This is a genomic window from Streptomyces sp. NPDC048612 (assembly GCF_043199295.1).
GTDB lineage: Bacteria > Actinomycetota > Actinomycetes > Streptomycetales > Streptomycetaceae > Streptomyces.
On sequence record NZ_JBICVV010000001.1, the window covers coordinates 346,540 to 360,618 of the forward strand.

9 protein-coding genes are annotated in these 14,079 nt (G+C 71.7%); 6 read left to right on the top strand and 3 right to left on the bottom strand.

From position 1 onward, the window contains the following. Positions 1-745 precede the first annotated feature (745 nt). The 4 genes from ACGFN2_RS01340 to ACGFN2_RS01355 all read left to right on the top strand — a co-directional run bounded on the left by ACGFN2_RS01340 (position 746) and on the right by ACGFN2_RS01355 (position 6,120). Positions 746-1,957 carry a glycosyltransferase gene (locus tag ACGFN2_RS01340; protein ID WP_393356604.1) on the top strand — a complete coding sequence of 404 codons (1,212 nt, stop codon included), beginning with the start codon at positions 746-748 and terminating at the stop codon, positions 1,955-1,957. A 379-nt stretch (positions 1,958-2,336) separates the two neighbouring features. After that, a complete protein-coding gene (gene helR, locus ACGFN2_RS01345) occupies positions 2,337-4,511 on the top strand; it encodes an RNA polymerase recycling motor ATPase HelR (RefSeq protein WP_393356606.1) in 2,175 nt (724 codons plus the stop codon). Between the two features lie 192 nt (positions 4,512-4,703). Then, positions 4,704-5,246: a GNAT family N-acetyltransferase gene (locus ACGFN2_RS01350; protein ID WP_362610206.1), complete on the top strand. Its 543-nt coding sequence runs from the start codon at positions 4,704-4,706 to the stop codon at positions 5,244-5,246. 37 nt (positions 5,247-5,283) lie between these two features. Continuing rightward, positions 5,284-6,120 (top strand): hypothetical protein, encoded by an 837-nt coding sequence (locus tag ACGFN2_RS01355; RefSeq protein ID WP_393356608.1) that lies wholly within the window; start codon positions 5,284-5,286, stop codon positions 6,118-6,120. A 73-nt stretch (positions 6,121-6,193) separates the two neighbouring features. On the opposite strand, the gene ACGFN2_RS01360 is transcribed toward ACGFN2_RS01355, so the two are convergent. Together ACGFN2_RS01360 and ACGFN2_RS01365 are read right to left on the bottom strand one after the other, a co-directional pair. Further along, positions 6,194-7,975 (bottom strand): ABC transporter ATP-binding protein, encoded by a 1,782-nt coding sequence (locus ACGFN2_RS01360; protein ID WP_393356610.1) that lies wholly within the window; start codon positions 7,973-7,975, stop codon positions 6,194-6,196. Next, complete coding sequence (locus ACGFN2_RS01365; RefSeq protein ID WP_393356612.1) at positions 7,972-9,771, bottom strand: ABC transporter transmembrane domain-containing protein; 1,800 nt, start codon at positions 9,769-9,771, stop codon at positions 7,972-7,974. Before ACGFN2_RS01365 ends, ACGFN2_RS01360 begins: the two co-directional genes overlap by 4 nt. Positions 9,772-10,005: 234 nt before the next feature. On the opposite strand from ACGFN2_RS01365, the gene ACGFN2_RS01370 reads away from it, so the two are divergent. Continuing rightward, positions 10,006-10,758, top strand: a complete 753-nt coding sequence (locus tag ACGFN2_RS01370) for a hypothetical protein (protein WP_362610198.1) — start codon at positions 10,006-10,008, stop codon at positions 10,756-10,758. A 185-nt stretch (positions 10,759-10,943) separates the two neighbouring features. Here the strand turns inward: ACGFN2_RS01370 and ACGFN2_RS01375 are convergent, their stop codons facing one another. Next, positions 10,944-12,377 (bottom strand): Gfo/Idh/MocA family protein, encoded by a 1,434-nt coding sequence (locus ACGFN2_RS01375; protein WP_393356614.1) that lies wholly within the window; start codon positions 12,375-12,377, stop codon positions 10,944-10,946. Between the two features lie 330 nt (positions 12,378-12,707). Between ACGFN2_RS01375 and ACGFN2_RS01380 the strand changes: the two genes are divergently transcribed. Beyond that, positions 12,708-14,078 (top strand): alpha-amylase family protein, encoded by a 1,371-nt coding sequence (locus ACGFN2_RS01380; RefSeq protein WP_393356616.1) that lies wholly within the window; start codon positions 12,708-12,710, stop codon positions 14,076-14,078. Position 14,079: the final 1 nt, after the last annotated feature.

Genomic DNA, 14,079 nt, shown 5'->3' on the forward strand with positions numbered 1-14,079 from the left:
GCGGCGTCGAGGCTGGTTGTCGACCGGGTGCGGAGTTAGCCGAGGGTCGGTTGCCCATGGCGTGAACGTGGCGAAGCCGTTGATGACGAGGCCGCGTTGAGCGATGGCTCTCTGTAGTAGGGCGGGTGTAATAGGGCGGGGCCGTCGTGGTGTTCCCTTACCCAGGTGTGATCCGTCTCTGCGAACTCGTCGTCAGCCCAGGCGCATGCACGGCCTTCCGCCCACGGCAGGTCGGGTAATCCCGGAATAGGTGCGACGAATCTGTTGGCTTCCTATTCCCAAATGCAGCTGTCCGCGCCAGTCCGGCAGCCCCACCCAGACCGACCGACGCCGCTCGGTGGCCTCCCAGTGAGGTGTCAGCAGGCGGTGCGTCCGATAACCGTCGGGCCGGTGGTGCAGTTCGCGGCATACGGATTCAGTGGTCCGTCTGCATTCGCCGACAGCGCTGGGGCGCACCAGGCCTCGTACCGCTGCTTGCGAGCGTACGCCAGACCCGCTCAGGTGCTTGTGCGGAGTAGCGGCTGCTCGGCGCCTGCATCAGCCGTTTCTCGCAGGGTCTTTCCGCTCAGAGAGCACGATGAAAGGCCGAGGGAAGACCAAAAGCCCCCGCAAAAACAAAAGCAAGGAGCTTGTCCGCTCCTTGCCACTCTCAAGGTATAGCGCACTGGGGGGCTTGCGGCAAGGCCCCCGTTGTGGCGCAGAATCGCCCGCCGAAGCCGGAAGTTGTGGAAATGGGTGGGGCGAAGTGCGGGTGTTGTTGTCGACGTATGGGTCGCGCGGGGACGTTGAACCGTTGGTGGGGCTCGCGGTGCGGTTGCGGGCGCTCGGGGCGGAGGTGCGGGTGTGTGCGCCGCCGGATGAGGAGTTCGAGGGGCGGCTTGCGGGCGTGGGTGTGCCGATGGTGCCCATCGGTCCGTCGGCGCGGGAGCTGACGGCTGCGGCGCCGCAGCCGTCGTCCCTGCCCCGGTACGCGGCCGAGTTGATCGCTGCCCAGTTCGGCGAGGTCGGCGTGGCGGCCGAGGGGTGCGACGTACTGGTCGCGACCGGGATGCTGCCGGCCGCGGCCGGCGCGTTGTCGGTGGCGGAGAAGCTGGGCATGCGCTCGGTGTCTGTGAGCTTCCAGCAGCTGGAACTGCCGTCGCCGCACCACCCGCCGATGGCATATCCGGGCCGGCCGTTCCCGCAGGGGGTGACTGACAACCGGGTGCTGTGGGACCTGGACGCACAGAGCATCAACGCGCTGTTCGGTGCGGCGCTCAACACGAACCGGGTGGCGAACGGCCTGCCCCCGGTGGACGACGTTCGTGCCTATGTCGTCGGCGACCGGCCGTGGCTGGCGACGGACCCGGTCCTCGACCCGTGGCGGGAGACGCCGGACCTCGACCTTGTCCAGACCGGTGCGTGGTTTCTGCCGGACGAGCGCCCGTTGCCGGACGCATTGGTGGCGTTCCTGGAGGCCGACGCACCACCGGTGTACGTGGGCTTCGGCAGCATGCCCCTGCACGGAGCGCCGGCCGCCGCCCGGGTGGCCGTCGAGGCGGTCCGGGCGCAGGGCCACCGCGTCCTCGTCGGCCGCGGCTGGGCCGACCTGGCCCTGATCGACGACCGGGACGACTGCTTCGCCGTCGGTGAGGTCAACCAGCAGGTGCTGTTCGGCCGGGTGGCCGGTGTGGTGCACCACGGGGGCGCGGGTACCACGACGACGGCCGCCCGGGCCGGTGTGCCGCAGGTGGTGGTGCCCCAGGCGGCGGATCAGCCGTACTGGGCCGGGCGGGTTTCTGAGCTGGGCATCGGTGTGGCACACGACGGTCCGACGCCGGGTTTCCAGTCCCTGTCGGCCGCGCTTGAGTCGGCCCTGGCCCCTGAGACCCGGACACGAGCGAGGGCTGTGGCCGGCACGGTCCGCACCGACGGGGCGGCGGTGGCCGCGGAGCTGCTGCTCGACGCGGGGAACTGAGAGCGCCGTCGATGTCGGCGTGAGTGCGGCGGGCTCGGATCGGTTCGTCGAGCCAGGCTGGAGCCCGCCAGACCCGTGTCGTTGGCGACCGGCTCACGGGGAGATCGCCCTTCCTGGCGATCAGTGGACGGGAGCAGCTCCCCCTGGCGACCAGCGCACGGGCCCTCCCCAGCAGCCAGACGAAAAGTACTGCTCTCCCCGGCGAGCAGAGCCCGAGAACCGCCCCCGCGGCGACCGGCCCACGAGCCCACGAGGACACGAGCCCACCACCCCTCTCCCCACCGACCCAATTCGCCCCCGCCCCCCCCGAACCGCCCCCAACCCGAACACGACCACCCCCCGCCCCGCGGTGCAAGCAGTCTCAGAACGGAGCTATGACGTGAACCCGCTGACCACCAGCGTGTTTGACCTTTCCGACCACCTTTCCGACCACCATTCCGGACACCCTTCCCCCAAGGCCGACCCGGCGCTGATCGCCGGGGACGAGGAGCACTTCGCGGCCCTGGCGGAGAGCCTGGAGCAGACGATCGCCGAACTGTCCGCACGTCTCGATGCCGAGCGCCGGGCGCCCGGTGGCGTGGGTCGGCAGGCGATGGACCGGGACGCGGAGGTCCACCGGCTGACCGCCCGGCTGCGTGCCCTGCGCCGCTTCGGCCTGGATCTGTGCCTCGGGCACATGGTCAGTGCGGAGCACCCCGAGCCGGTGTACGTCGGGCGGCTCGGCCTCACGGACAGCGCGGGGCGCCGGCTGCTGCTCGACTGGCGTTCCCCGGCGGCCGAGCCGTTCTTCGGCGCTACCCATGCCCACCCGATGGGTCTGGCCAGCCGCCGGAGATACCGCTGGACCCGCGGCCGGATCAGCGACTACTGGGACGAGGTGTTCACCCCGGAGGGGTTTGCCGGGCACGCCGCGCTCGACGACCAGTCCGCGTTCCTCGCGAGCCTGGGCAGCAGCAGGTCGGCACGGATGCGTGATGTGCTCGGCACCCTCCAGGCCGACCAGGACGCCATCATCCGTGCGGAATCCCGCGGTGCTCTCGTCGTGGACGGCGGGCCGGGTACGGGGAAGACCGTCGTCGCGCTGCACCGTTCCGCGTACCTCCTCTACTCCGACCCGCGGCTCGGTCACCGTCGGGGCGGTGTGCTGTTCGTCGGTCCGCACCGGCCGTACCTGTCCTATGTCGCCGATGTCCTCCCCAGCCTCGGGGAGGAGGGCGTGCAGACCTGCACGGTGCGGGACCTTGTGGCCGAGGGCGCCGCGGCCGGGGTCGAGGCCGACCCGGAGGCGGCCCGGCTGAAGTCGTCCGCGCTCATGGTGCGGGCGATCGAGGAGGCCGTCAGGTTCTACGAGGAGCCGCCCGCCGAAGGGATGACGGTCACGACCGACTGGGCCGACGTCTGGCTGAGCGCCGACGACTGGGCCGAGGCGTTCGCAGCACCGGAACCAGGTACGCCGCACAACGAGGCGCGTGAGCAGATCTGGGAGGAGCTGGCCACGATCCTGAGCGACAAGCTCGGCGGCGATGTTCCGCCCGAGCTCTTCCAGCGGTCGCTGCGGCAGGACGCAGAGCTGGTCACGACGCTCCACCGCGCCTGGCCGCTGCTCGAAGCGGCCGACCTCGTCGGCGACCTGTGGTCGGTACCCGCCTACCTGCGGAGATGCGCTCCGTGGCTCGGGCCCGAGGAGGTGCGCAAGCTGCGGCGCAAGGAGGCGCCGCAGGCGTGGACCGTGTCCGACCTGCCGCTCCTGGACGCGGCGCGGCAGCGGCTCGGTGACCCGGAGGCGGCACGGCGTCAGCGTCGGCACCGGGCCGCTGTCGCCGCCGAACGGGCGCGTATGGCCGATGTCATCGACAATGTGCTCGCCGCCGATGACGACGGTGAAGCGGCGGTGACGATGCTGCGCGGACAGGATCTGCAGGAGCGCCTGATCGATGAGAGCGTGCTGACCGGAGCCGAACCGGACCGGCTCGCCGGCCCGTTCGCGCACATCGTCGTGGACGAGGCGCAGGAACTGACCGACGCGGAGTGGCAGATGCTGCTGCTTCGCTGTCCGTCCCGGAGCTTCACCATCGTCGGGGACCGCGCCCAGGCCAGGCACGGGTTCACGGAGTCGTGGCAGGAACGGCTCGAACGGATCGGGCTCGACCGGGTCAGCCTGGCGTCCCTGACCCTCAACTACCGGACGCCGGAAGAAGTCATGACAGAGGCCGAGCCGGTCATCCGGGCCGTGCTCCCGGACGCCAATGTGCCGGCCTCCATCCGCAGCAGCGGCATCCCCGTCGTCCACGGGTCTGCCGCGGACCGGGACTCGATCCTCGCCACCTGGCTCGCCGCCCATTCCGAAGGGACCGCTTGTGTCATCGGCGACCCCGCCTTCCGGTCGACGGCCCGCGTCCGCTCGCTGCCCCCGGAGCTGTCGAAGGGACTGGAATTCGACCTGGTCGTCCTCGTCGACCCGGAGGGGTTCGGCACGGGAATCGAAGGCGCGGTGGACCGCTATGTCGCGATGACCCGGGCGACCCAACAGCTCTTCGTTCTCACAACTCCCTGACAGGGAGGGGAGGGAACGGGATGGGAGGGGACGGGATGAGGGGGCGAGGAGGAGCGGCCGGCAGCGGAATGCCGGAAAGGCGAAACCGCCGGAACAGCGACCAGGAGACAAACACCGCCCCCCCCCGAACGCCGCCACAAAAAAACTGCCAGACCGCCCACCAAGCTCCCTATGTTCCCTATATTCCCGTTCATGCCCGAGATACAGCTGCTGCGCCCAGGCCACGTCCCCGCGCTACTCGCCTTCGAGGAGGAGAACCGGGCCTACTTCGCCGCGTCCGTCCCTGACCGGGGCGACGACTACTTCGCGCGGTTCGGCGAGCGGTTCCGCGCCCTGCTCGCCGAACAGGAGGCCGGGGTCTGTTACTTCCATGTGCTGGTCGGCACCGCGGGGGAGGTGCTGGGGCGGGTCAACCTCGTGGATGTGGAGGGTGGCGGCGCCGAACTCGGGTACCGGATCGCGGAGCGGGCCGCGGGGCGCGGGCTGGCTACCTGGGCCGTACGGGAGATGTGCGGCCTTGCCGCCAACGGCTATGGGCTGACCACTCTGCGTGCCGCGACCACGCTCGACAACGCGGCCTCGCGGGCCGTGCTGGCCCGCTCGGGGTTCGCCGTCGTCGGCACGAGCCGGCTCGCCGGCCGCCCCGGCCTGTCCTTTCTCCGCGGCCTCGCGGACTTCCGGACCCCGCCCACCGGGCCCCTGCCGCAGCCGACTTCACGCCATACGGAAGGATGACCGGGCTCCTGCAACCGATGATGAGGACCCGACAACCGTGACCCACCAGCCGCCGCAGATGCCGCCACCCGGACCGGGCGCCCCGCTGCCTCCGTACCCCGGCGCGCCGGTTCCTCCGCAGAACGGGCCGACGCCGCCGACCGGACTGCCGGGCCAGGGCGGGGGCGCGGGCTTCGCTCCGCCGCCTCCTCCGGCGCCGCGCAAGCCCCGTACCGGACTGATCGTCACCGTTGTCCTGGTGGTCGTCGTGCTGCTCGCCGGGGGTGGCTTTCTGGTGTGGTCGCAGCTCGGCGGTGGGGACGACGCCGAGGCCCGGCAGGGGCAAGAGCAGAGCCAGGGTGACGGGGGAGCGGGGCAGGGCACGCCCCAGGGGGAGAAGCCGGCCGCGCCCAAGGTGGTGAAGTCGGCGGGGACGGAGCTTCGTTATGACGCGGAGCTCACCAAGATGATGTACACGCCGGACAAGCTGGCCCCCGCGAAATACCCGGAGCTGAAGGGCCTGACCCGGACCGACGGGGTCTACCGTCCGGCGAACAATCCCTCGGTCAACCTGGGCGTCCACACCGGCGCGGGCACGGTGTCCGACCCCGCGCAGCGGGTGCGGGCGGCGTTCGCCCCGAACGACATGGCCGTCGCGCCGAAGGACTTCGACGTCCAGGATGCCGGCGCGAAGGGAGCCATTCTGCGCTGCGGGATCTCCCAGGGCGACGGCTTCTACATCCCGCTGTGTGTCTGGGCCGACAGCACCTCGGTCGTCGACGTGATCGGGGTGGGCGACGCGACCACGCGCTCCCTCAAGAAGGTCGATCTGAAGACGCTCGCACAGCAGACGCGCGATCTGCGCAAGGCGATGCACGGCGGCTCCGCCGGCTGACCCCCGCTCCGCAGCGCGCATCGGCGGCGCAGACCTCATGAGGTCTGCGCCGCCGTGCCGTACCGTACGCGCCTCAGCCGTGCCAGGACTGCCACAGCGCCGCGTAGGCGCCGCCGGCGGCGACCAGGTCGTCGTGGCTGCCCAGTTCGCTGATCCGGCCGTCCTCGACGACCGCGATCACATCGGCGTCGTGCGCGGTGTGCAGCCGGTGGGCGATGGCCACGACCGTACGGCCGTCGAGCACCCTGCCCAGGGATCGTTCCAGGTGGCGGGCGGCCCGTGGGTCGAGCAGGGAGGTCGCCTCGTCCAGGACCAGGGTGTGCGGGTCGGCCAGTACCAGCCGGGCCAGTGCGATCTGCTGGGCCTGGGCGGGAGTCAGGGCGTGGCCGCCGGAGCCGACCTCGGTGTCCAGCCCCTTGCGCAGGGCCCGCGTCCAGGCGTCGGCGTCCACCGCGCCGAGCGCGGCCCACAGTTCGGCATCGGCCGCGCCGGTGCGCGCCAGCAGGAGGTTGTCACGGAGCGAGCCGACGAAGACATGGTGTTCCTGGTTGACCAGCGCCACCTGCTCACGGACCCGCTCGGCCGGCATGGTGGAGAGTTCGGCGCCGCCCAGGGTGACGCTGCCGACGCGGGGCCCGTAGATACCGGCCAGCAGCCGGCCCAGTGTCGACTTGCCCGCGCCGGACGGCCCGACCAGGGCCAGCCGGGTCCCCGGCCGCACTCGCAGCGAGACCTCGCGCAGCACATCGGCGCCCGCGCGGTAGCCGAAGCTCACCCCGTCGGCGTGCAGGTCCCGCCCGTCGGGGCGCCGGTCCGCGTCGGTGGCCTCCGGCGGGATCTCCCGGACGCCGACGAGCCGTGCGATGGACACCTGGGCCACCTGCAGCTCGTCGTACCAGCGCAGGATCATGCCGACCGGTTCGATCATCATCTGCGCCAGCAGTGCCCCGGTCGTCAGTTGCCCGGGACTGATCCAGCCCTGCAGGACGAAGGCGCCGCCGAGCAGCAACACCGAGGCCAGGAGCAGCACATGCGCCAGATCGACGACGGGGAAGAGCACCGAGCGCAGCGCGAGCGTGTAGCGCTCCCACTGGGTCCATTCCCGGATGCGGCGCTCCGACAGCGCGATCCGGCGGGCGCCCAGCCGGTGGGCCTCGACCGTACGCCCCGCGTCCACGGACTCGGTGAGTACGGCGGACACCGCCGCGTAACCGGCGGCCTCCGAACGATAGGCGTGCGGCGCCCGTTTGAAGTACCAGCGGCAGCCGACGACCAACAGCGGCAGCGCGATCAGCACGGACAGGGCCAGCGGTGGCGCGGTCACGGTCAGGCCGCCGACCAGCAGCGCCACCCAGACCACACCGATGGCCAGTTGCGGCACGGCCTCGCGCATCGCCTCGGAGAGCCGGTCGATGTCCGTGGTGATCCGCGACAGCAGATCGCCGGTGCCGGCCCGCTCCAGTACGCCCGGCGGCAGTGCCACGGACCGTACGAGGAAGTCCTCCCGCAGATCCGCCAGCATCCGCTCGCCGAGCATCGCCCCGCGCAGCCGGACCATCCGCACGAACACCGTCTGCGCGGCGAGCGCGAGGGCGAACACCGCGAGGGTGTGCTCCAGTTGGAGGTCGCGCACGCCCGTGGACAGCTTCTCGACGACTCCGCCGAGCAGATACGGGCCGGCCATGGAGGCGATCACCGCGGCGGCGTTCACCACGATGAGGACGGTGAAAGCTTTGCGGTGCCGGTGGATCAGGCCGCGGACGTAGCCGCGGACGGTGGCCGGTGAGCCGACGGGGAGTGTGGTGAGGGTCTGCGGGGCGTCCGGGTCGTGGTCCGGCGGCGCCAGGCCGGTCATGCGGTCTCCTCGGTCTGGCCGGTGGACAGCGCCGGCTCGGGTTCCGTGTCGCGGGTGACGACCGCGCGGTAGGCGGGGTGGCTGTGCAGCAGTTCGCGGTGGGTGGCCGTGGCGACGGCCTTGCCGTCCTGGAGGAACACCACCTGCTCGGCCCGGTCCAGGAGGAGCGGACTGGAGGTGAGCACGACGGTGGTGCGCCCGGTCCTGACCGTCCCCAGACCGTCGGCGATCCGGGCCTCGGTGTGGGCGTCGACGGCGCTGGTCGGCTCGTCGAGCACCAGCACCTCGGGGTCGGTGACCAGCGACCGGGCGAGGGCGAGCCGTTGCCGCTGCCCGCCGGACAGCGACCGGCCGCGCTCGGTGATGTGGGTGTGCATCGGGTCTCCCGAGTCGTCCACCGAGGCCTGCGCCAGCGCGGTCAGTACGTCGCTGCACTGGGCCGCGGCCAGCGCGTCCCTGGCGTCCACCCGGCCGGAGGCCGGTACGTCGAGCAGCTCGCCGAGCGTGCCGGACAGCAGCACCGGGTCCTTGTCCTGGACGAGGACGGCGCGGCGGGCGGTGTCCCGTGGCAGGTCGTCGAGCGGGGTGCCGCCGAGGACGACGGACAGGCTGGCCGGGTGGTCACCGTCCTCGTCGGCGCGCGGCGGGTGTCCGCCGAGGCGTTCGGCGAGCCGGCCCGCGGCGTCGGGGTCGCCGCAGACCACGGCGGTCAGCCGGCCGGCCGGCGCGGTCAGCCCGCTGACCGGGTCGTACAGCGTGCCGGTGGGCGGCGTCTCCGGCTCCTGGACCTGTCCGCCGGCCGTCCGCTGCTGGGCCAGGACGCGGGCCGTGCGCTTCGCCGACGGTTTGGCGAACGCGTAGGCCTGGGCGATCTCTTCGAAGTGGCGCAGCGGGAAGAGCAGAAAGGTGACCGCGCTGTAGATGGTGACGAGATCGCCGACCGCGATGGTGCCGTCGAGGGCGAGCCGGGCGCCGTACCAGACCACCGCGATGAGCAGCAGGCCCGGCAGCAGCACCTGCACGGCCGAGATCAGGGCCCACATCCGGGCGCTGCGGACGGCCGCCCTGCGGACGTCCTGGGAGGCGCTGCGGTAGCGGGCGAGGAAGAGTTCCTCGCCCCCGATGCCGCGCAGGACGCGCAGTCCGGCGACGGTGTCGGAGGCCAGCTCGGTGGCCCGGCCGGCCTGTTCGCGCTGGGCGTCGGCGCGGCGGGTGGCGGGCGGCAGCAGCGGCAGGACGGCCAGCGCGAGTACGGGAACGCCGACGGCCACCAGCACGCCCAGTGCCGGCTGGTAGAAGGCCAGCGCGACGGCGACGCCGACCGCGGTCAGCGCCGACGCGGCGAACCGGGAGAGGGCCTCGGCGAACCAGCCGATCTTCTCCAGGTCGCCGGTGCTGACGGTGACGATCTCGCCGGCCGCGACCCGCCGGGTCATGGCGGAGCCCAGTTCCGTGGTCTTACGGGCGAGCAGCTGCTGCATCCGGGTGACGGCGGTGATCCAGTTGGCGACGGTCGCGCGGTGGACCATGGTGTCGCCCACCGCGATCAGTACGCCCAGGGCCAGGATCAGACCGCCGGCCAGGAGGAGACGGCCGCCGTCGCGGTCCACCACGGCCTGCACGGCGAGCCCCACCGGCAGCGGGGAGGCGGCGATGGAGCCGACGTTCACCAGCCCCCAGAGCAGGGCCTTGAACTGTCCGCCGAGCTGTTGTCCGCAGAGCCACCGGAGAAAGGCGCCGCCCGTACGGACGTCCGGGACGCCCGGGTCGGGGTACGGAAGGTCACGAAGGTGCATGCTGTCCCAGCCGGAGTCGTGGTGAGGGGGCGGCAGCAGGCCGTCCCGGCAGGTGAAATGTCCTCCCGGCCGGTCTCGTCACCGGCGGAGGTCTGGGAAGACTGGCCCGCGGGCTGGGTGGATTTCAAACGGTTTTTCCGCTGTGCCCGCGCGATCCGGACAACAACGGGGCGGTCGGAAGGGGGGCCGGCCGGCGCTGAACGGCCGCCGCGCCCGTGGTGCGACCATGGGTCCATGCGGACAGCGGGCAGGGCGATGCGGACGGCGGCGGTGGCCGCGGCGGGGCTGGTTCTTCTGGCGGGCTGCGGAGGCGCGGGCGACGGCCGGGGCGGCGGCAAGGACGACGGCGCGGCGAAGGGGGAGCGCCCCGGGGGCCCGGCCCGCGGCGGCGCGGCCACCACGCACCTCGCGCACATCCCCGAGGTCGGTCCGGCGCTGCGGTCCCGTATCCCGGCCGCGTCCCGGCAGGTCGTGGCGGTCTACGGCGCGGGTGTGGACTCCGCCGACGCCACCGTCGTCCTCTATGACAAGGGCGCCAAGGGCTGGGACCGCAAGGGGAGTTGGGATGCGCACAACGGTCGCCGCGGCTGGACGGTGAACCACCACGAGGGCGACAAGCGCAGCCCCGTCGGCGTGTTCACGCTGACCGACGCGGGCGGTGTGCTCGCGGACCCCGGCGCCAAGCTGCCCTATACGCACTCCTCGGCGTTCACCCCGCCGCCGTACTGGGCCAAGAGCACCCGGCACGATTTCGACTACGTCGTCGCGATCAACTACAACCGCGTCAAGGGGACCTCACCGCTGGACCCGACCCGGCCGCAGGGGCAGTCCAAGGGGGGCGGGGTCTGGCTGCATCTCGACCACGGCAGCGGCACCTCCGCGTGTGTCAGCGTCCCGAAGGCCGGGATGCGGGCGCTGCTGCGCGCCCTGGACCCGGCGCGGCACCCCGTCGTCGTCATGGGGGACAAGGCGCACTTGGCGGCCTGAGGGGCATATCGGGACGGTGATCGTGCCCCTGGTCTTCTGCCGCCAAGGTCTTCACCACCCGGTGCCGGGATGCACATCGACGTCCCTGGACGAGGGCGCGGTGCCTGCCTGGTGGGCTCCGCGCTGCTGCACCGCCGGGCCCGGCGCGTGCGGCTGCCCGCCGGGCCCCGGGGCGCTCCGGGCTCCTACTCCTCGGGCTTCTTCGAGTCCATCCCCGGCCGCGCCTTCTTCCACAGTCCGCGGGTGAAGTCGGGGATCTCCTGCGGGGCGCCCTTCGCCCTGATCGACAGGTCGCTCAAAGGCACCGGCGCCGTCCAGGTCGCCGCGTCATAGACGTCGAAGTCAGGTACGAGGCCCAGCCGCATGCACTGCATCAGCCGGAAGACCAGCATGTAGTCCATGCCGCCGTGTCCGCCGGGCGGGTTGGCGTGCTCCTTCCACAGCCAGTGGTCCCACTCCGCGTACTTCCCGAAGTCGCCCCACTCGTCGTTGCTCTGGTCCGGCTCCAGATAGATCCGCTCGGGATAGTCCTCGAAGACGCCCTTGGTGCCGCCGAGGCTGTTGATCCGGCTGTAGGGGTGCGGGGTGGAGACATCGTGCTCCAGCCGGATCACCCGCCCCTTGGCGGTCTGCACGAGGCTGATCGTCCGGTCGCTCTCGATGTACGACTCCTTCCAGCTGGGGTCGTTGGCCGGCATGTGCGTCTTGCGGTAGGCGGCGAGACCGAGCGCGGGCGTGCCGAAGCTGGAGATCCGTACGGCGCGGTCACCGCGGTTGACGTCCATGTAGTTGGCGACCGGACCGAAGCCGTGGTTGGGGTAGAGGTCGCCGCGCAGCCGGGTGTGCCACAGCCTGCGCCAGGGCCCCTCGTAGTACTTGGGATCGAACATCAGGCCGCGCAGGTCGTGGTTGTAGGCGCCGGCGCCGTGCAGCAGGTCGCCGAACAGGCCCGCGTGGGCCATCCGCAGGACCCGCATCTCGTTCCTGCCGTAACAGCAGTTCTCCAGCTGCATACAGTGCCGGCGGGTGCGCTCGGAGAGGTCCACCAGCTCCCACAGCTGGTCCAGGCGCAGCGCGAGGGGGCATTCCACGCCCACGTGCTTGCCGTTGAGCATCGCGGTCTTCGCCATGTCGAAGTGCCGGTCCCAGGGCGTGGCCGCGTAGACGAAGTCGAGGTCGCCGCGTTTGCAGAGGTTCTCGAAGTCCTGCTCGCCGTTGGTGTAGACGGCGGGCGCCGGCTGCCCCGCGGCGGTGACCTTCTTGGCGGCCTTGGCGGTCTTCTCCTTCACCGGGTCGCACAGCGCGACGACGCGGACGCCCGGCACCGCGAGAAAGAGGTCGATCATGCTGCCGCCCCGGTTGCCGAGGCCGATGATGCCGACACGTACGGTGCCGCGCCGCTCGAACGGCACGCCGATCATCGTGCTGCCCGCGGCACGCGGAACCGCGGCGGCCGGTGTCGCGGGGGCGGCCGCGCCGGGAGCGGCCGCGGCGGCCGGTGTGGCCGGGAGGCCGCCGAGCCCGAGTCCGGCGCCCGCCGCACCGGCGGTCCACAGCACCGAACGGCGGCTCGGCCCCGGGTCGTTGTGGTCGTGGTTCTGCGATGGTGCCTCGTTCATCGGTCCTCCAGGAGCGCTGGTGTGCCGGGGCATACGTGAACCTCGGTCAGGACCCTGTCGGCCGTCGGGCCGGGGCACAAGAGGGCCGATTGGACTCTTGTTACGGCACGCTCGGACTCTTTGCCGCATGACCGGACTCTTTGCGGCAAGGCCGGACGCGCTGCCGCCAGAAGCTTTCGCAAGTCACTGAAAACACTTGCGGAAAGCCTTGACGTGTTCACGAGGTAAACGGCAGGCTCCGATACGGAAATCCCCCCATGGCGGCCGGCGCGTGGCTGCTCTCGTGGGCGCGGTGCGCGCTGCCGCGCCCCATGACCAAGGAGCCGCACAATGCAGCAACGTTCCCGTGTGCTGGGCGGGGCGCTGGCAGGGGTGCTGGCCGCGGCCGGCCTCGCCACCTTCGCGCCGTGGTCCTCCCAGGCCGTGCCGCCCGGCGAAAAGACCGTCACCGCCACGCTGTTCGAGTGGAAGTACGCGGACGTCGCCCGCGCCTGCACCGACCAGCTCGGCCCGGCCGGCTACGGCTACGTCGAGGTCTCACCCGCCACCGAGCACATCCAGGGCGACCAGTGGTGGACCTCCTACCAGCCCGTCAGCTACAAGATCGCCGGACGGCTGGGCGACCGGCCCGCGTTCGCCTCGATGGTCAGCGCCTGCCACGGCGCGGGCGTCAAGGTCATCGCCGATGCCGTCGTCAACCACATGGCGGCGGGCGCCGGTACGGGCACCGGCGGCACCAAGTACACCAAGTACGACTACCCCGGCACCTACCAGGACCAGGACTTCCACGGCTGCCGCAAGAGCATCTCCGACTACGGCGACCGCAAGGACGTCCAGACCTGCGAACTGGTGGGCCTCGCCGACCTCGACACCGGCCGCGACGAGGTCCGCACCACGATCGCCAGGTACCTCGACGACCTGCGGTCCCTGGGCGTGGACGGCCTCCGGGTGGACGCCGCCAAGCACCTCTCCGCCGAGGACCTCGCGGCTATCAAGGGCAAGATGCGCGACCCCGGCTACTGGGTGCAGGAGGTCATCCACGGCGCCGGCGAGGCGGTGCAGCCCGAGGAGTACACCGGCACCGGCGACGTCGACGAGTTCCGTTACGGCCAGCACCTCAAGAGCGCCCTCCAGGGCGGCGGTCTGGCCCAGCTCAAGTCCGTCGCGGACGGCAAGCTCGGCAGCGACAAGGCCCGTACCTTCGTCGACAACTGGGACACCGAGCGCAACGGCTCGACGCTCACCTACAAGGACGGCGCGGCCTACACGCTCGCCAACGTCTTCATGCTCGCCTCGCCCTACGGGTCGCCGAACGTCTACTCCGGCTACGAGTGGTCCGACAAGGACGCCGGACCGCCCAGCGGCAGCGAGGGCTGGACCCGCCAGCACGCCGAGCGGGCGGTCACCGGGATGGTCGGCTTCCGCAACGCGGTGGGCTCGGCCGAGCTGACCGACTGGTGGGACAACGGCGGCAGCGCGATCGCCTTCGGCCGGGACGGCAAGGGGTTCGTCGCCCTCAACAACGGTGACGCGGAGCTGAAGCAGACCTTCGCGACCTCGCTGCCCGCCGGTACCTACTGCGATGTCGTGGCGGCCGCGCCGTCCGCGTGCGACGGCCACACGGTCACCGTGGGGGACGACGGGAAGGCCCGGCTCTCGGTCCCGGCCAAGGGAGCGGTGGCGCTGCACGTGAAGCGCTGAC